Annotated in this window: 12 protein-coding genes and 4 pseudogenes; 6 read left to right on the forward strand and 10 right to left on the reverse strand. The window is 55.6% G+C overall.

Annotated elements, in window-relative coordinates; translation table 11 throughout:
* Positions 1-5: 5 nt before the first annotated feature.
* The 4 genes from ACZ5A6_RS23735 to ACZ5A6_RS23750 are packed head-to-tail and all read right to left on the reverse strand — an operon-like array spanning position 6 to position 4,496.
* Positions 6-1,085 (reverse strand): SAVED domain-containing protein, encoded by a 1,080-nt coding sequence (locus tag ACZ5A6_RS23735; RefSeq protein WP_112402605.1) that lies wholly within the window; start codon positions 1,083-1,085, stop codon positions 6-8.
* Entirely contained in the window at positions 1,067-1,519 is a 453-nt protein-coding gene (locus tag ACZ5A6_RS23740; protein ID WP_464111595.1) for a Mov34/MPN/PAD-1 family protein, read from the reverse strand. The genes ACZ5A6_RS23735 and ACZ5A6_RS23740 overlap by 19 nt, the downstream gene beginning before the upstream one ends.
* A gap of 38 nt (positions 1,520-1,557) precedes the next feature.
* Complete coding sequence (locus ACZ5A6_RS23745) at positions 1,558-3,273, reverse strand: ThiF family adenylyltransferase (RefSeq protein ID WP_112402607.1); 1,716 nt, start codon at positions 3,271-3,273, stop codon at positions 1,558-1,560.
* Positions 3,270-4,496: a nucleotidyltransferase domain-containing protein gene (locus ACZ5A6_RS23750; RefSeq protein WP_464111541.1), complete on the reverse strand. Its 1,227-nt coding sequence runs from the start codon at positions 4,494-4,496 to the stop codon at positions 3,270-3,272. Before ACZ5A6_RS23750 ends, ACZ5A6_RS23745 begins: the two co-directional genes overlap by 4 nt.
* Positions 4,497-4,714: 218 nt before the next feature.
* Here ACZ5A6_RS23750 and ACZ5A6_RS23755 point away from each other — a divergent pair, with 218 nt between their 5' ends.
* Together ACZ5A6_RS23755 and halB are read left to right on the forward strand one after the other, a co-directional pair.
* A complete protein-coding gene (locus ACZ5A6_RS23755; RefSeq protein ID WP_112402608.1) occupies positions 4,715-5,641 on the forward strand; it encodes a helix-turn-helix transcriptional regulator in 927 nt (308 codons plus the stop codon).
* 22 nt (positions 5,642-5,663) lie between these two features.
* A complete protein-coding gene (gene halB / locus ACZ5A6_RS23760) occupies positions 5,664-6,347 on the forward strand; it encodes an anti-phage Hailong system nucleotidyltransferase HalB (RefSeq protein ID WP_112402609.1) in 684 nt (227 codons plus the stop codon).
* Between the two features lie 79 nt (positions 6,348-6,426).
* Here halB and ACZ5A6_RS23765 read toward each other — a convergent pair whose 3' ends face one another.
* Both ACZ5A6_RS23765 and ACZ5A6_RS23770 read right to left on the reverse strand, forming a co-directional pair.
* Entirely contained in the window at positions 6,427-7,305 is an 879-nt protein-coding gene (locus ACZ5A6_RS23765) for a hypothetical protein (protein WP_112402610.1), read from the reverse strand.
* Complete coding sequence (locus tag ACZ5A6_RS23770) at positions 7,305-8,942, reverse strand: AAA family ATPase (RefSeq protein ID WP_112402611.1); 1,638 nt, start codon at positions 8,940-8,942, stop codon at positions 7,305-7,307. The genes ACZ5A6_RS23765 and ACZ5A6_RS23770 overlap by 1 nt, the downstream gene beginning before the upstream one ends.
* Positions 8,943-9,707: 765 nt before the next feature.
* Here ACZ5A6_RS23770 and ACZ5A6_RS23775 point away from each other — a divergent pair.
* Together ACZ5A6_RS23775 and ACZ5A6_RS23780 are read left to right on the forward strand one after the other, a co-directional pair.
* A complete protein-coding gene (locus tag ACZ5A6_RS23775) occupies positions 9,708-10,811 on the forward strand; it encodes a nucleotidyltransferase family protein (RefSeq protein WP_112402612.1) in 1,104 nt (367 codons plus the stop codon).
* A gap of 218 nt (positions 10,812-11,029) precedes the next feature.
* Positions 11,030-11,194, forward strand: a pseudogene (locus ACZ5A6_RS23780) (IS21-like element helper ATPase IstB); the annotation flags it as partial.
* A 62-nt stretch (positions 11,195-11,256) separates the two neighbouring features.
* Here ACZ5A6_RS23780 and ACZ5A6_RS23785 read toward each other — a convergent pair.
* A complete protein-coding gene (locus tag ACZ5A6_RS23785) occupies positions 11,257-12,066 on the reverse strand; it encodes a transglutaminase-like domain-containing protein (protein ID WP_112402613.1) in 810 nt (269 codons plus the stop codon).
* Positions 12,067-12,298: 232 nt separating this feature from the next.
* Here ACZ5A6_RS23785 and ACZ5A6_RS23790 point away from each other — a divergent pair, with 232 nt between their 5' ends.
* Positions 12,299-12,559 (forward strand): hypothetical protein, encoded by a 261-nt coding sequence (locus tag ACZ5A6_RS23790; RefSeq protein ID WP_162714135.1) that lies wholly within the window; start codon positions 12,299-12,301, stop codon positions 12,557-12,559.
* 128 nt (positions 12,560-12,687) lie between these two features.
* Here ACZ5A6_RS23790 and ACZ5A6_RS23795 read toward each other — a convergent pair.
* Positions 12,688-13,796, reverse strand: a pseudogene (locus ACZ5A6_RS23795) (IS110 family RNA-guided transposase).
* 100 nt (positions 13,797-13,896) lie between these two features.
* Positions 13,897-14,730: pseudogene (locus ACZ5A6_RS23800) on the reverse strand (Tn3 family transposase); the annotation flags it as partial.
* Here ACZ5A6_RS23800 and ACZ5A6_RS23805 point away from each other — a divergent pair.
* A pseudogene (locus ACZ5A6_RS23805) lies at positions 14,725-15,387 on the forward strand (alpha/beta hydrolase family protein); the annotation flags it as partial. The pseudogenes ACZ5A6_RS23800 and ACZ5A6_RS23805 sit on opposite strands and share 6 nt — an antisense overlap.
* 355 nt (positions 15,388-15,742) lie before the next feature.
* Here the strand turns inward: ACZ5A6_RS23805 and ACZ5A6_RS23810 are convergent.
* On the reverse strand, positions 15,743-17,071 hold the full coding sequence (locus ACZ5A6_RS23810) for a GGDEF domain-containing protein (RefSeq protein ID WP_464111542.1): 1,329 nt from the start codon (positions 17,069-17,071) through the stop codon (positions 15,743-15,745).
* Between the last annotated feature and the right edge of the window lie 279 nt (positions 17,072-17,350).

Here is a 17,350-nt window from a genome sequence, read left to right on the forward strand (position 1 = left end):
CTCTGCTAAGATTGAACAATTGATGGGAGCGCCATACCTCTGACAGGCATACGTACTCCCCAAGGAAATTTTTTTTCGCTACTGGCCTCGAATTGGTAAGCAATAATATTTGGAAGATTTCGCTTGTCGTAGCGGCGAGCCAGATTGAATACCATGCTGTTCTGCGCAGCGAGAAGAAGATGAATGGTCGTTACCCCTTTTGCTTCAAGAGCCTTAGTGGCGTGGAAAAACTGTTCCGCCAATGCGTTCTGCTTCTTTTGCGACCAGTGCGATGAGTTCAGGTCCGGCATCGATAGCCGTACCACAGGGAAAGCGAACGTCGTGGCAATGTTTTCCGACCTGATTTGGTAAGATGAGGAAACCGCAAGCACGACTTCCGTCGCATCGCCGATGTCATCGAAGCCTTCTAGTTGGAACCGGTGACCATCGTCTGCCCCGTCAAGGTCACGCCAAGCCTCGCGTGTCCTGTCCCAGTCCATGACAATAACCCGGCCCTCGTCATCGAACATAACCCCTGTAAGGAAGGTGAAGGGAACAGGAGTCAGCCCGCCGTAAACGAGCGTTACGTCCTGAGCGTCGCCATGTTTCGAATGCTGCAGCACGCTCCTTCTGGTCGCGTCGACTTCGTGCAAGAGTTCTGTGGGGTCTACGATAACGCCATCCTTCCGCTGGCGCAGGTCGAGCAGAACGCCGATACGGTGACCTACAATTTCTGACGGAACTGCCGCAGCAAGCGGAGACCCGTCATCCTCGCGTAGCCCGCGGCCTTCGATGACAATGACCTTCTTTCTGTTTCGAAGTTCGTTTTCGCGCGAGAACCTCTTCCAGCCGATCCAGACGCAAAAAACGAAGATCACTACAAAAAGGAACACCAGAGGCCACTGTGCCCATTCCGGAATGATGTTAGTCGAGCCGACCTCGAATGAATAGTCGCCACTGAACGTAGCTTTTAAAATCCAATTCCCGCCGAGCAATGCAACGAGAATTGGCACGCAGAGACTAGCAATCTTTCCTTCGAACCCTCTCGGCCTGAAGAGGAACTTCACGAATTCACGGATGCTCCAGTTTAGTGTTTCACGAAACATGGCTGCCTCCGGTTTCCAGTTTTAATGCGCACGGGCGTTGGAGCCGTCCCGCGCTGGTGAAAGGTCGCGGTGGCAACGAACTCGCTCGGCGTGTCCGATCTGACGATAAGAAGTACCGCGAAAGGTATGTTGCGCTCGCCATTCACAAGATCTTCCATGCTCTCGAGATCGGTCAGGCTGGGAAGGATTGGAAGCTGGGGGTGGGAATGCCATTCACCGATGTAGTTGTAGCGCTCGTAGTCATTGCCGGTCCTCTCGAAGAACTGATCGAGGAAGGCGTTGTGAAACGCGGGGTCCCTCACGAAATGGGCTCGCTCGCCCGTCAGCTCATCAACCGAAAAATCTATGATATCGAAACATCCGGGCACGATCTGCCGCGCCATCAAGATGCCGCCGATTTCGCGATCTTTGGCACGCCGCAAGCCTACCCTCATACGACCTACTATCGTATCAGGAAGGATTAACTCCACTGTCACTGACCGTCCTCGTCTATAAGATCGGAGAGGAAGCTTGAAATGTCATCGCCGCTAGAGACGGCGGTAGCAACTTGCCATGGTTCGGTTAGTTTGAGGTCGATCGGCCAAGTATCGAACGGTGCGGCGAAAAGCCAAGCTTTTTTCAACCCGATCAAATAGGCGGAAGACGGAAAGATCGTCTCCGCTCCTTGCAGGATATCGAGCGCAAATCGAGCAGCATGCGCTGCTATGACAGACACATCAGCATCGTCCGCGATGAAAGGCTGGCCATCCTCCTGTGCAGCTTCATAGTTGCTCGCGATGTTCCACTCCCACGGCGTGTCATGGTCATCGCACCACGTCACAATCTGCTTTCTCGCAGCCAATGGATGAGGGTCGGTGTCAGGACGTGCCCTGGCGATCATTCCACCGACACCGCCTCCGAAAACCTCTGCCCATATCATGGGCTTCATGTGGCGTCGTGCGGCTCCCGCGCATAGATTGAACGAGGTGGGGTTCGCCGTCGCCTCGACGATAAGGTCACATTCGCCGATCGACTCCAATGCGGATTCCATCGCAAGTCCTGAAGTCTGGCTGCCGATCGCAACGCGGTGCGTATCAATGTCGGTGTCCGAGGCGAGCTGCCCGATCCTGTCAGCCAAAGCATCGACCTTGTGCCAGCCGATGGCCCAAGCATCGAGTTCGTTCCGGACCAGATTGCCGGTTAGAAAGATGTCCTCATCGACGAGCACAAATTTCCTGACGCCTGCACGTGCGAGCGACGCTGCGATCTTGGATCCAATAGAGCCGCAGCCTATGATGGCTACCCGCAGGTTGGAAACCGCATCACGGTTCGACGCCGACCGCTTGGCCAGCTCGTTCTCTTCAACAATTCTGTAAGGGATCAGGATCGGATGGCCTTGGTCGCCGCGCACGATGTCGAATGCCGTGTGACGGCCGCTCTTTTCGAGGACGACGATGAAGGGCCAGTCCGGCCGCTCGAGAAGAGAAGCAAGTTCCGGTACACGCTTTGCGAGATCCTTGAACTCGCCACCTCCATGCAGCGTCAGCAGCCCCATGTCTTGTCCCGTGCGCAGCAAAAAGCCAACACGACGTCGTGCGGCCGTCGGCGCGGGGGCTGGTGATTTCCAAATCTCGTTGCCGGCAGCCCCGATCGACCTGAGATGCACAACCCGTTGTGACCTGCGTGCGGTCATTGTCAAAGATATCTCGAAAACGGCTTCTGGCATTTGACGGTCAAGGGAGTTCCATGCGCCATCCGGAACCATCAGCCGCCATGTCTCGAAGCGCAGCTCCCCCCCGAGGGATGACCGATGGTCAGATGGTACGGAGGCTGCTTGCCCGTCCGACGGACGTTCGCCGGAGATCAATCCGTACGCGCTCTCGGCCATCATTGCTCCTGTGACGGCGGGCTCCCAGTTGTCCGGGCGCCACTGGAGGCAGAGCTCGCCCCCCGGACCATACTGGTGCTGGGAAAGTCGTTTTTCGCCGTGTGGCATCACGATCGGCGGCGTGTCAGGAAACGTCACCGGATAGATCACGGCCAGTTGGAATTTCTCGCCACCGTGCGTGATCTCGATATCGACGCAGAGTTGCAGATTGGCCAAGTGCCTCGTGCGCACGTTTGTCAGCCAGTCATGCTCCTCTTGAAGGGCGGAGAATGCCGCCTTTTCTGCCCTGGCCCTGTTCTGATCGAGAAGCCACCAGATCATGCATAACCCTGCGGTTTCGTTGGGCGGCGCTCCGCATTTGCAAAGCTCGGTGCACTCGTCACACCTGCTGTGACAGCAGAGGCGCCCGTGGCTGCCCGCAGCAAACGCGAACCTCCGGTAAGGCGGTCCATTGCGCGCATGGACAGCGCATATCCCATGCGTGGGTTAAGCGCGTCGGCCATATCCTTGAACGTCGCCGCCTGCGCGGCCGCATGGAAATCCGCCCTGGCCTGGCGGAGCCAAGCATCAAACGCGGCTTTTTTCTGTGGCTCGCGGTTCCACTTGTCAGCAAAGTTCTCCAAGGGGTCAGTCGGGTTCGCGACAATGTATTTGGTGCCGTCGTAAACGATGAACTTGTCCATATCGTTCAGAATGGCAAACAGCGCTCCGGCAATGGTATCTTGGTTGTTGTAGGCATGTGCCGCGAGAGTCGTGATGATCACCGAGATCGGCCGCATATCCAGATCGCGCGCGAACATGTTGTCCCGGTGCCGCTTGAGGATCATGATCGCCGACTGGAGAGGGGTTTTCACCTTAAATGAAGGAAGGCGTTCTACACTTGCCGTGACGCCTTGCCTCTGCATCGCCTCAAGGAGCGCGCGCTTACGGCGCTCGAAGACTACTGCTTGCCTCGATGCAAACCAGTTTGCATAGCCTTTGGGGTTGGAGCGGGGCCAGTCCTCCGTAAGGATCGTGTAGGTCGGTTCCCGCCGGTCCGTGATGGAGATGGCGGTCGATGCCCAACTCGCGTCGAGCTTCCTTGCATTTAGAAGCCTGTACTGCTGTTCATGGTTCGGTATTGCGGGAACGACATCCATATGGAACTGGGCGCCGTCGGCGTAGTCGAGGATCCAGCAACGATTGCCTTCGCGAACGGGTTTCACCATCGCCATGGCATCGTGATATGCCTTTATTTCGGCACCAAGCATTGCCTTCAATTCGTGCTGCGTCTTGTCGCGTTTGGTCAGGAGTCGAAGCTCGACAACGGAATCGACGTCGTATTCTTCTGCATCAGTGTGGGGACGGATCGCAGTTCCGAGCCGGAATGAGCCCTGGCAGTAGACCTGCGGATCATATTGGCGAACGGTACTCGCGGGACGATGAAGCCATTCCCCGAGAGAGGTATAACTCGTTTCCGCCTGCTCATAACGGTGGTCCGGAACGTCAAGCTCTTTTACCAGAGCCTCTAAAAATGCCTCGATGGTATTCACATGCATGTTCATGACTGGGAGTCCTCATGGTTATGCGTGTCATCGCCGACAGGCGATCTTCAAGAGACTACGCGCTTAGGTCGAGCAAAACTGCCGACAATCGATGCACTGCCATTTCCGATGCGTTGACGGCACAGATAAGCGCCTCCATAAAAGGTAAGTGCGATTGGGAAACCAATCAAGTAATGCGATGCATCTTTTTTGGATGAATCGGAAAAGGAGACGAGTCTATGGCGGATTCCGGCGATCGCGACCTAAGGTGGGGAGTTTCCAAGAGATTGGAATTTATAGATTTTCGGCTTTTTTGGGATGGATCCTTCAATCGAAAAGATCTTGTGGATTTTTTTGGGATTTCCGAGCAGCAGGCCTCCTCCGACATCGCACAGTACCAGTCTAGAGCTGATCAGAATCTCAAATATGATCGAAGCCTGAAAAGTTTTATCCGCTCAGAAGGGTACAAGCCGGAATTTATTGGCCCCTATTCGGACCGATATCTCCTGCAACTTATGGCAGTGAAAAATGGCTGGATGAGCGCCTCAGACACCTGGTTCTCAGAGACGCCTCCTGTCGAAGTGGTGGGTTCCATCAAACGGCGCTCGACCAGCCCGGGAAACCTGATTGAAATACTCGACGCCATTAAGCAGAAGGCTGAACTTCAAATTGAATATGCCTCACTAACCGGCTCACCTGCTGGCAAGCGGGCTATCGCACCTCATTCATTCTTGTTTGCCGCAGGCCGCTGGTATGTGCGTGCCTGGTCAAGGGATCATAATGACTTCCGAGATTATAGCCTAAACCGCATCGCCAGCGCCGTCCTTGTGGGAACTAGCAGCGTGGCTGCCGATCTGGATCTTGAATGGCATCACACGATGGAGCTGGTTCTGGTTCCAAATCCAAAGCTCGAGCTTCTGAAGCAGGCCGCAGTGGCTGCGGAATACGAAATGGTAGATCAGGAACTGCGGGTGCCCTCACGTCTGAGCGCAGCTTTTTACATCATTAACGAGCACAATCTCGACGTCGAGCCCGATATTTTGAAGCCAGAGAAACAGCAACTTGTGCTTAAGAATCTCGACGAGGTTGTCCAAACCAGGGAAGTAGTGCGGCGTTTGTCCGTGGAAGCGCTTCGAAAGGTCAAGGGTGTCGGGGCCGGAGCATGACCCGGATGTGTGGGCTTCTGGCATGACCGTTTCAGCAATGTTCTTGTTTGGCAGCCACGCCAGGGGTGATGAAGACATCTTCTCTGATACCGATTTGCTCCTCATTTCAGAGGGCGATCGGCCTCAGCATGTTCAGAAGGGGCATTTATCAACATCGATCTATCCACTTGACGACTTGCTGAGGCGAGCGCGAGACGGCGATCTCTTTGTATGTCATATCGCCCGCGAGGCGAAGGCGATTTACGATCCTACCGACCAACTTAATCTGCTGCGCGATCATTTTGTTCTGCGGGCGTCCTACAAGCAGGAGATCACCCAAGCGTCGGATCTTGGCTGGTTCATTGTCGACTTTGGGCACGAGAGCCATCTTCAGTCCCTACTTAACCGACGAATTGCCTGGTGTGTCCGGACCATTCTGATTGCAAAATCGGCGGAACTGAAACGGCCCGTCTTTGCCGCGGCGGAGTTGGCGGCATTTGCAGAATCCAGCGACGTTTTGAAGCTCATAAAGAACAAAGAAACAGATCGTTCTGATCCTGAGGCGTTAGCAATGCTCGGCAGTTTTCTATCGAAGTTTGGCGCGGGGAGGTTTCAGCCTGGTAAGTCAAGCTATGGTGCATACGTTAAACGCTTTTCAGAAACCTCAAACAGCGTTGCTCTCTCGCTCATCAAGGCTGAGGCATTGTCGGAGACGTTTGATTACTGAAATCACACCATTAGCTATACTGGCGTTCAACGGTGAAAAGGCAAGGTGAGAGGTCGTGGTAGGCGGGCTCCGAGATCAGCTACTTTACCCCGGGAATGACCGGATCATTGATCCCGCGGCCGACAGCCGACAGTTTCGGAAAAAGCCAGGTTATTACGGCGGGGTCCAGCAAACCTTGCGCAAACATCGACTCCCAGTTGTTCGGCGAGCCTTGAGCATAGTCCCGTGAATCTTGATGATCGCAGATAGCCGCAATCAACTCCTGGTCGTTTGCGGGAATGAAATTCAAGCTGCCCACGATCTTTCGGGGCGCGCGGATGAACTTCACCCACTGCGTCCCAAGCCAATTAAGCACGCCGGTTCGCTTGATCACATTATCCAGATGGAATTCGATCGCCGTCCGGTCAGGATGGGTATCGGCAACCAGAATTTCAAGCTCTACCAGCGCGGTTTTACCCATGCCGGAGAACTTCGCCGCATAAAGCCGTTCGTCCATGCACGCATCATAATATGGATGTAGGATTCGAGTGCCAACGGCATTGCCCCGATAGTTACGGCCACGTTTGATATTGCAATCGCATGCAGGGACCAAGTTTTTGGAAAAGACCGCAAATGCCGGATGGTCTTCTTTCGGAAGCACATGATCCAGCGTGGACGCATGCGAGGAACCGCACATCGAGCATGGTAACGCAAGATTTTCAACACGAATGTCATCGATCGGAAGATGGCTGGTGGGCAGATCCTTGTAATGTTTACGCAGCCACGTGTCTAACGGATCCGGGATTGGGACGTGCAGGACCGTCTGAGCGTTGCCAGCGGCGACGTGATATTGCGTGTAGCCATCCTTCAAAGCCTGACGAAATGCCTGGAGGTTCGGGTAGCTACCGAGCTTGGCGTTGTCGACGAGGGCATCAACGCCTGCGATGTCATCGAAATTGGGGAGCGGGAGTCCGCGCATCAGTTGGAAATCTTTGCCCGAAGTTCGTTCAGGAATTCCAGCGACAGCTCGCTACTGTACCTTTCAAGGATCTCATCCCAAGTCATTCCCGATGATCGGATGTTCCTTTCCAACTCCTGTGCTAGGTACGAAGGCTCATCTTCTCCAAACACGAAATAGGAAATTTCCCCGACGTCCGCTCCGAAGGTCGCAAGACGTGGACGCAGAACCTCGATCCGCCTGTCGGCGTCGGTCCTCAAGATCGAGATCTGTTCTCTGAATACTTCGCGAAGAAAATAGGCGGAGTGCGTGGCAATGATCGCCGCAGAACCCGTCTGGGCGAGCAGGCTATCCAGGATCGAAACGAAACGAGCTATGAAATTCGGATGCAGATGGGTCTCGGGTTCATCGAAAAGAAGGAGAGAGCTGTTGTCGATTTCCAAGCTCACGTAAGCCGCGAACTTGAGAAACGATATCTCACCGCTGCTTAGGCGAAGCGCACTTCCGCTGACGAAACGCACTGGATCCCGCCTGGTGTTGATTGAAGCAAATCGCTGAAGTAGCTCCTGCTCACCTCCCTGGTTCAGTGAGCGCAATGGAATGACCCCGCCATCGCGCGTCCAGATGAAAATGGATCTGGCGTCGCCCAGCGCTTCAATGGCTTTGTGGAATATCTGCCATCGAGACGCGTCCTTGATTGCCTTATTAGATCTGGCGACACTGAGGATCGCATCGATCAGACCTCCAACCCGCCGGTTAGTCGAGGATCTTGCGAGGGCATAGCGTGTGTAGCGGACGTACTGCCGGCGTCTGGAAGGGCTCGGAAAAACGGAAAGCGCCTCCTGGGTGGGTGCAAATGCGAGCATTCGATTGAATTGAGCCCGTTCTTTCGTCTCTGGATCGATCAGGCCGCCGCCTTTGAGCGCTCGTTTTGCGATGGTGCCAAGCGCCTGGCTTTTCCCAACACCGTTTTTCCCGATGATGACCGCCATCCGTTTTGGCAAGAATCCGCCATGCTCGAAGTTGAACCTAAGTTGATGCTCGTTTTCAAAGGCGGGAAGCTTGAACGAGACGGCAATCGTCGGCGACATTCTCCCGATTTCTTCATGGCCCAACCCCCTCAGGATCGGTCCTGCGTTCTTGTATGCAAAAAAGGCTTCGGCGGTTCGCGTCAAAGAAAATTGGAAGACCGCCGTGTTCGGTGCGTCGCGCAATGTCTGAGATTGCGTTGAAAACTCGCCCAGAGCGACGAGATCGCAGATTTTCATTAGTATCTCGCGAGCACCGGCGACCTGAGCATCTGAAACAAGGCTGCGATAGGCGTCGAGGTCAGGCAAAAGCGTGAAGAACTTGGGAAACTCGTCCTCAGAGCCGAATTCTTTGTCTGAAGCCACCTTCTTGATGAGGTCAGCGCCATTTGCCTCGTCGTCGGAGCTCTGAAGAAAGCCGATCATTGCTGAGAATTCGGTCCTCAAATGATCGGCATCTCGGCGGACGAACACGGTGACCCTAGTCTTGAAGCGGAAATCGTCGAAACGGTCTCCAGACGGGACGATTAGAATAGTATTGTTTTCGATCGATTGCGCGTCGGACAGGGTCTGAGAAGAGAAAAGGAGCTTGAACTCTTCTGTAGGGGCATCCGATGGCGAGGCCGTCATTTGATTTCCATGTTATTTTCGCGCAACAACTGATCGCTCGCGTGGCATGCAAGATACTTATTTTGGTGGTGCAAGCAATCTATCTTCGCCTGATAGTAGCAGTCTTTTGCACAGAGCACGTGGCCTCGCGCCGCTCCTTGCCGGCGTAATTATTTCGCAGGCCTTAAAGGGCTGCGGGGTCGATCGCCATGAGGTTGCGGTTTGCCCGGCAGCGTGAAACTAGCTGTGCGTTTGGCGGTTGAACGTGAGAATGCGGCTGTTTTTCCGCCGTTTGGCACATGACTATGACCGGACGGGCCAAGACCATGCCGATTGGCACGGAGTGACACTTCAGAAATGAAAACACTAACATAGCTTTGCGTGGCTGGGACACCTTCCCGCATGTAGGGCCTCACGTTGAATGCCAGGCAAGTCGTTGTCGGTCGAGCGAATGAAAATTTACCCACAGCGATTTCGCACAAGACGCCAGCAAAGGCGGACAGTTACGATATTGTCGTATAATTTCAATATTTTAGCTTCCATTGGCCGACGGGTAGCAGGTTCACATCCCTTCAAGAGCAAAAAACTATTTTGGAATAGCGAGGTTGATGGTTCCCTTTAAGGTGACGCTGAATTTTTCAATTGTTGCAGATTACGTTCGCCTGGAAAAGATTGACGATTTTGGCCCGTTGAAAATCTCAACGGTCTGTGTCGTATTCCCGTTGTCCGGCTTGCGAAAATAGGTTGACTATACTAGATTTGAGGAAATGTTATAGGGCGCCTCAAATGAAGCAAATCGACCTCATGTTCCGGACGATGGTCGCGGAGTTACAGCAACGGACTTTTGATGCGCAGTGGTCGGCCGATTTCCCCCCAACTGGTCGCTTTGTCTCGGTCAAGGTCGACAACCGCTCATACTGGTATTTCGACCAACCGGATGGCAAAGGTGGTCAAAAGCGCCGCTATGTCGGCCCTGCTGATGATCACGAGATCACAACCCGGGTTGAAGCCTTCAGGGGCGAAAAGGACGATTACCAGAACCGGCGAAAGATAGTGGCGGCACTGACGCGCGAAGCGGGTCTAATTGCTCCGGATCGCTTCACAGGCACAGTTGTTGAGGCGTTGGCATCGGCTGGGTTATTCCGGCTCCGTGGTGTCCTCGTCGGCACAGTCGCGTTCCAATGTTATGCGGCCCATCTCGGTATCCGCCTGCCTATGGCTGCGATCCTGACAGGTGACGCGGATCTGGCTCAAGATTACGCGATCTCGAGCGAGGTCGAAGATTCAATTCCGCCGATTGTCGCTCTCCTTCAGTCCATCGATCCGTCATTCCGGGCCGTACCTCATGTTTCTGGTTCCCCTCGCTCCAATGCTTTCCGCAACTCGACCGGTTATCGAGTAGAGTTCCTGACGACAAACCGGGGATCGGAAGATTACGCGGATCAACCGGCGCAAATGCCGGCTCTCGGCGGCGCGTCTGCCGAACCTCTGCGATATATGGACTTCCTCATCCGTGATCCGGTGCGAACGATCTTGCTGCATGGTGCCGGTGTCTCGGTCGTGGTGCCCGATCCATCACGGTTCGCCGTTCACAAACTGATCGTGGCCGGCCGGCGTCAAGATGATGCCGGTGGCAGGGCAAAGAAAGAAAAGGACTTGCGTCAGGCCGGAATGCTGTTCGAGGCATTGCAAGAAACCGGAACTGGCCGCGATCTGGCAGATGCTCTTCGCGAAGCATGGGGCAGGGGCCCATCTTGGAGAAGCGCTATCACAGCGGGCGTTGATGCCGTCCAGAAGCAATATCAACCGGCCATCCATCGCACGTTCGGCATTTTACCGGCTGATGAAATAGAAAAGTCCCGAGTCCTCTTACGGGAAAAGAACGCTTGATAAAAAAGTAGATATCCAGTCTAACAAAGGAAATAAATTGGATCTGGATTATTCAGTCGGGGTGCTTGGGTTCGAATCTCATCAAGAGACCGGAATTGCTATCCGCTACCAGGAATGATCTGATACGATTTTACAGCTTCGCCACCGCTTCTGCTTCTGCCTGCGTCAACTAAGACGGGTAGTCTTGTACGCTCGCTACCTGCTTGGGCCACGCTGGACTCCTGCAGTCGGAGATCTCCGAGAGACAGGCCCGGTCCATCCGCTACCAGTTCAGCATCGCCAAATTGCCTTTGGCAAAAGACATCGACGGCTTCGACTTCGCCGACACGCCCGTCAATGAATCTCGGCTGCTCTTTCGCTCTAGGGCGACAGGATGTTTCGTTTATCGCCCGCAGCGGTGCCATGGCAAAAAAGGCAGGCGCGAACCTTCGCGCTTTACCGGTCGTTATCCAGCCAATTCTCCTGTAACCACCTCGAACCGCTTCAAGACGGCCGGCCCGAAAGCGGTGGACAGCGCGACGTCTGTGGCATCACGTCCTGTCGCCATCAATATGCGTCCGATGCGGGGCGTGTTGTGACGGGCATCGACCGTATACCAGCGGCCGCTGAGATAGACTTCAAGCCAGGCGCTGAAATCCATCGGGTTGGGGTCTTTGGGCATGCCGATATCACCGAGATAACCGGTGCAATAGCGGGCCGGGATATTCATGCAGCGGCAGAGGGTGATGGCAAGATGCGCGAAATCGCGGCAGACGCCGGTCCTGTCATTGAACCCGCCGAAAGCCGTCCTCAGCGGATCGGCTTTCTCGTAGTTGAAGACAATACGGGAATGGACGAAATCGACGATCGCCTGAACACGGGGCCAGCCGAGTGGTGTAGCGGAGAAGTTTTTCCAGGCAAAGTCCGCCAGCCGGTCGGTATCGCAGTAGCGGCTGCCCAGCAGGAACACCAGAACATCGTCCGGTAAATCCTTGATATCGTGCTGGAAGGCGTTTTCAGGAACGGGATCCGGCAGGCCGCCGTCATATATGTCGAAGCGCGTGGAGATCGTCGTCAGTCCGGGCGGTGCGGATATGCGGCTGCAGGCATTGCCGAAGATGTCCAGATATCCCCAGGCCTCGATCGGCCGGTCGAAAGTCAGGACTTGTTCGGTGAGCAAATCCGCGCGCCGGTCGGGATGGATGTTGAGAACCAGCAGCATCGCCGTCTCATTTTCGCATTCATAGGCAATATCGAACCCGGCGCGTATCTTCATGCAGCGCTGTCCCTGAAAGAGCCATCGTCATGTCCTTTAGTCTGCAACGCTTTTACGCTCGCGACGTTCCGGCCGGTGGTCAGGTTGTCAAGGCAGGTCTTGTGCGGATATCGATCAGCGCGCGCGGGCGCGTTTGGCAAGGAGAGCGGATGTTGCGGCGGTACGATCCGACAATTCCTTGGCAAGACGGGCTTCCCGAAGGCGCAGGGTCTTTGCATCGCGGGATTGCGCAATGGAATCGAGCTCCTCAAGCGCTTTTTCTTTTGCGAAGAACGGTGTCTGGATGTGGCTGAAGGCGAGTTCGGCCTTCTGGGGTCAGAACAAGAGCAGTCCGAAATCGTACGCTCTCATGAGCGATTTAGGTTTTCCGGGCGCATTTAAACTACCCCGTTTTCGCGAGGTCAGTCAATTGATGGAGCCTGTGCACGGTGCTGGAGATGGCGATCCGAACCGATGGTTATCATACTCTCATCCGCGGATTTTCACCGCCTGACCATATTCGATGCGGGCTTGCCTCTCTCTAAGGACGGATATCTATCCCAACGTAAGTCGAGGGTTCCCTGATCTTTGGCCGTCATCTCCAGCATGCTGCACAGGCAGAAAGGTGCGGTACGTCTCGGGCTAGGCTGGGATCGGCACGTGCCGGGCAATATCCCAGATAAAGCCAGCAAGTTCGCGCGCAATAGCGGTCAGAACACGAGGTTGTGGCTTCCCGGTTTTGAAAGGTCCCGGTACCGCTTGTACAATCGCGTCTGCGCTTTCCAGCCAATATCTTTAATCTCTTGAGGCTGATGCTGACTGCGCTTCAAAAAAGGATGTCTTTCTCGAGGTGGGTGTCGATACGACCAACTAGCTTCAACCATCATGGTTCGGGCCAGGGCATTACCTGTCTTTGTAATGCGACCTCGTCTGACTGTGCTGCCGCTGGAATGCTCACTTGGCACCAGCCCCAACCAGGCCATGAGTTGGCGTGGATTGTCGAAGCGGTTGATGTCACCGATCTCTGCGGCCAGTGTCGCAGCGATGATCGTGTTGACGCCGCGCAATGATCGCAGGGCATCGACCAGTGCACCAAAACGCCAATCCTTTACAGCATCTTCAATGGCCTGATCCAACGTGGCGATGCGCTCTTCGATCTGGCGGATGGTTCGCTTCAGTTCCTCAAAAGCCAGTTGCTGATGTGGAAAGCGGAATTTGCGCAACTCATTGATCCAGCGCCAATGGATTTTGGTCCAGTAAGTCGGTCGATTGTAGCGAAGGCCATGCCGCAGCAGAAAGCTCTGGAGCTGCTGTTTTGCAATCTTCAGCGCATCCAGGGACTGTTTGCGGGTTCGGATCAGATCCCGCATAGCTTCCTGTTCTTCATCCGGTGTCCAGACCGGGGTCAATTCGCCTGCTCGCCACAGCCGCGCCAGCATTTCCGCATCGCGTCGATCGGTTTTGATCCGGTCGCCTGCACGACGAGGGATCATGGCCGGAGAGACGACAGCACAATCAAATCCAAGCTTCGTGAGCAAGCGATGCAGACCGTATCCGCATGGGCCTGCTTCATAGCAGAAGATCGGTTGGGTGTTTGCGGCAACAAGCCGCTTGGTGAGACGTAGAACACTATCTGCAGTATTTTCAATCACACCGTGAAATCGGATCTCTCGATTCCGACCGTCGTCAGCAATGGCGACAGCTATCGTGTCAGCATGAACGTCGAGGCCTACATAAACTATTTTCTCCATGGCTTTTCCCTTCGAAACCAATATTGGCTCAGCAAGGAAAACCTAGCGGCTTTGCCGCCAAAAATCGCTCATCTGGTCTAAGGACGAACGGAATGAGAACTTACGCGGCGTTCCTTAGCCTAGCCGGAAGGCGGAGCGATCGAAATCCGTTTGGCATCCGATGTTCGGCATCCCATGTGTAGATGCCGGTAAGGTTGATATGTTCCCAACTGAGCGGCGATATGTGTTTCAATAGAGTATCAGGTATGTCTCGCCCCGCTCGTTTCAGCTGTGTGACCGCGCGATCAAGATAAACCGTATTCCAGTGCACGATCGCACTGACGACGAGATTGAGCCGCGAGGCGCGGAAAGCTTGGCTTTCAAACGACCGGTCACGGATCTCTCCTCGCTCGTGGAAGAACACAGCGCGTTTCAGCTTATGGGCGGCCTCTCCCTTGTTGAGACCGGCTTGGCATCTCCGCCGCAATGCCAGACTTGAGTACCATTCGATCATGAAAAGCGACCTTTCGATACGACCGAGTTCGCGGAGCGCCCTCGCCAGATGGCTTTGCTTCGGAGATGCGGACAGCTTCTTCAGGATCGTAGACGGTACCACGGACCGCGTCGTGATCGACGCCGCGAGATGGAGCAGATCGTCCCAATGGTCGAGCATCAGGGCGGTGTTGATCGGCGCCCCGATATGGTTCGACAGGGTTGGATATGCATCGCTCTTCTCGAACGTGTGGAACTTCCGGTCTTTGAGATTGCGCAGTCGCGGTGAGAACCGCTTTCCGATCAAGGCGAACAGCCCGAAGATATGATCACTGGCACCGCCCGTGTCGGTAAAGTGTTCCTGAATGTCGAGCACCGTGTCCTGGTCGAAGAGCCCATCGAGCACATAGGCCGCCTCGCTTTCGGTCGGACTGATGGGCAAAATGCCGAAGTAGCCGTACTGACGTCAAATTCATCCGGCACGCCATTCTTCTGGCGCGAGCGTGTCAATGAGATGAAGGCGATCCTTGACCAGTTGGCCGAAATTGAACGGGAGGCGCCAGCCGTTGCTGGCCGGATGGATCATGCACGCATCGGCGCGGTCGGTCATTCCTTTGGCGGCCACACCGTTGGGCTCCTGCTCGGCGCGCAGGTGGATGGTGAGGATTTTTCCGATCCAAGAATCTCGGCCGGCGTTCTCCTGACGACACCGGGCCGCGGCGGCAAGGACATGACGCCTGAGAGTGCTGCCCGGTTTCCGTTTTTCGACGTCGATTTCTCGAAGCTCTCGACACACAGCCTCGTCGTTTGCGGTGATATGGACAATCCGCATTTTACAACCCGCGGTCCTGAGTGGCATGCAGATGCATTCCACGATGCACCGGGCGCTAAAGAAATGCTGATGATGCACGGGGTCGGGCATGGTCTTGGCGGCATTGCAGCTCTCGACGCAAAGGAAACAGACACTGAAGCACCAGACGTACTGGAAGCTACCCGACGTCTTACGCTCGCCTGGCTTCAGACCGCGCTCGGCGCGGACAAGGGCGCTTGGCCGAGAGCTTGCCTCGCACTTAAGGGCGAGGTCGCAACGCTTGCGGCGGTCAGAGAGAAGCAGATCTAGACCTGGGGGCGATTGTCTTAGGCATCGTCGGGACTGATCTTGTTATGCCCGCTTTTATCGAGATCGCTGGCGATATTGATGGCGACCACTTCAACGCAGGCGACCCTCGCGGCTTACGTCGCGGGCACGCGGGTGGGGCTACTCGCCCGTACCTGTTGATGTGGTCGCTCTTCCAGATCCGCGCTGTTCATGGTCCCAACGCCGCCGCGCATTGAGTATTTCCATGACAGGCGATTACGCCGCACTACCAATCCACGTACGATCAATCAATATTTCAGTTAGCTGTTATGTCTGATTGGCAGGTCGCAGGTTCGATTCCGCTCAAGGCGTGCTTGTCCAAATGTGCTACACAGAATTAGGACGCCCCCGTCGCCACTACCCGCAACTGACGACGCAAGGGATCGGCTTGTGGGTGGAGCAGCAATTCGTTTGGTCCTGCGGTCTCAACGCGATTCCGCCCAAGGGCTTTCGCGCGGTACAGCGCGCCATCGGCGCTTGCTAGCATCCCGGCGAGGTCGTGGCAGTCTGGTGCCGCAACGCCGATACTGACGGTGGCATGGGTTTCCAAGCCCTCTGCCCGAGCGGCTGCTTTGGCGAACCGGCTTGCGATCGCCAAGCCGCGACTGAGAGCTTGGGAATGGTCGCACCGTGGCAGAAGCGCAGCGAATTCCTCACCGCCCAGCCGGACAATAAGCGCGTCGGGCCCCGCTTCTTCGCGGGCGGTTTCGGCGAACAGCTGCAAAACCTTATCTCCGGTTTGATGTCCATGACGGTCGTTGATCGCCTTGAAGTGGTCGAGGTCGAAGGCGAGCAGTGAGACCGGGTCACCATGCCGCTCCCGGAGGATCCGAGATGCCTGCTCAAAAAAGGCGTGACGGTTTGCAAGCCCGGTCAACTGATCGGTTTGTGACATGCGGAGCAGATGGAGCTTTTCCTCCTCTCGAATAATCATCAGAAAGGACATCGGCATCGCTACCGAGTACAAGACGGCCTCGTACATCGTCGCCTTCCCGACGATGGAGATTATATCTTGCCCGTACCGCTCAAGGAGAACAGGGACAATGAACGCTCTGCCAAAGTAGAACAAGGCATGGACGGCCGAGATCGATACTGCGATCGGACGTGAGCGCAACCGCTGGACCGTGCGGCTGCGCAGAAGTGTCCATGCTGTCAGGCCGCAGGTCAGCGCGATGGGGATAGACGAGACATGGTTCCAGAAGGCGACCGGGAAGTGCGTGCCAGCTATCGCCCAGGCGATGGCTAGGAAGCTTAGCGCCGCGACGGACGACCAGAGATACCGGTGACCGTCGAGACCGGCGATGGCGTTAAGGACCAGAAGGTAGCCCAACATCATTAGGATGTTGATCGCCCCCATGCCGAGCGCGACCGGAAGGTGGCTGCGGCTCATTGCAAGCATGCAGCCGAGAACGAACGCGAAGAGTGCCGCGGCCAGAACACCGAGCACGCGTGCGCGACCTGGATGAGCCTGCCTTTCCCAAAGGAGAAGCGACGCTGACACCAGGAGCGTTCCGACGGCTAAATACCAAAGGGTTTGTAAATCGATCTGAGTGCGTTCCGCGAAAGTGTTTGCCGGCTGATCGAATTCGACGATACAAGGGGACTTGTCTCGCGAGAGTATTATCGGTGCTTGGACTATCGCCAGATACGGGGAAGCCCGCTGCATTTGCTTGCCGAGTAAGTCCGCGCATTTAGGTCTGCCTCCACGATGGGCAGGGCATGCGTCGGGATCGCGAAGACAATGGTGAGAGGCGGGCCCACCCACAAAACTAGCGGATGGCCCGATCCGCATTTGCAGCCGCCACACCGCCAGCTTTTGCCACGCCCGGAACGGATCAGGCATATCCTGCTAGCGCTCCGGAACGTATCCGGTGCTCTCGATCAGGCATGCATCCGGCTCTGCCCGAATAGCCGCCCTGGTTCATGGAATCTGCGCCGATGAGGA

This window comes from Agrobacterium sp. 6Ca8 (assembly GCF_055382765.1).

Coding starts and splice junctions, on each gene's coding strand:
- ACZ5A6_RS23755 (WP_112402608.1), top strand. CDS start 4,715: ATGGCGGATTCCGGCGATCGCGACCTAAGGTGGGGAGTTTCCAAGAGA.
- ACZ5A6_RS23810 (WP_464111542.1), bottom strand. CDS start 17,071: ATGCAGCGGGCTTCCCCGTATCTGGCGATAGTCCAAGCACCGATAATA.
- ACZ5A6_RS23750 (WP_464111541.1), bottom strand. CDS start 4,496: ATGAACATGCATGTGAATACCATCGAGGCATTTTTAGAGGCTCTGGTA.
- ACZ5A6_RS23775 (WP_112402612.1), top strand. CDS start 9,708: ATGAAGCAAATCGACCTCATGTTCCGGACGATGGTCGCGGAGTTACAG.
- ACZ5A6_RS23740 (WP_464111595.1), bottom strand. CDS start 1,519: ATGAGGGTAGGCTTGCGGCGTGCCAAAGATCGCGAAATCGGCGGCATC.
- ACZ5A6_RS23785 (WP_112402613.1), bottom strand. CDS start 12,066: ATGAAGATACGCGCCGGGTTCGATATTGCCTATGAATGCGAAAATGAG.
- ACZ5A6_RS23745 (WP_112402607.1), bottom strand. CDS start 3,273: ATGATCTGGTGGCTTCTCGATCAGAACAGGGCCAGGGCAGAAAAGGCG.
- ACZ5A6_RS23770 (WP_112402611.1), bottom strand. CDS start 8,942: ATGACGGCCTCGCCATCGGATGCCCCTACAGAAGAGTTCAAGCTCCTT.
- ACZ5A6_RS23790 (WP_162714135.1), top strand. CDS start 12,299: ATGGAATCGAGCTCCTCAAGCGCTTTTTCTTTTGCGAAGAACGGTGTC.
- ACZ5A6_RS23765 (WP_112402610.1), bottom strand. CDS start 7,305: ATGCGCGGACTCCCGCTCCCCAATTTCGATGACATCGCAGGCGTTGAT.
- halB (WP_112402609.1), top strand. CDS start 5,664: ATGACCGTTTCAGCAATGTTCTTGTTTGGCAGCCACGCCAGGGGTGAT.
- ACZ5A6_RS23735 (WP_112402605.1), bottom strand. CDS start 1,085: ATGTTTCGTGAAACACTAAACTGGAGCATCCGTGAATTCGTGAAGTTC.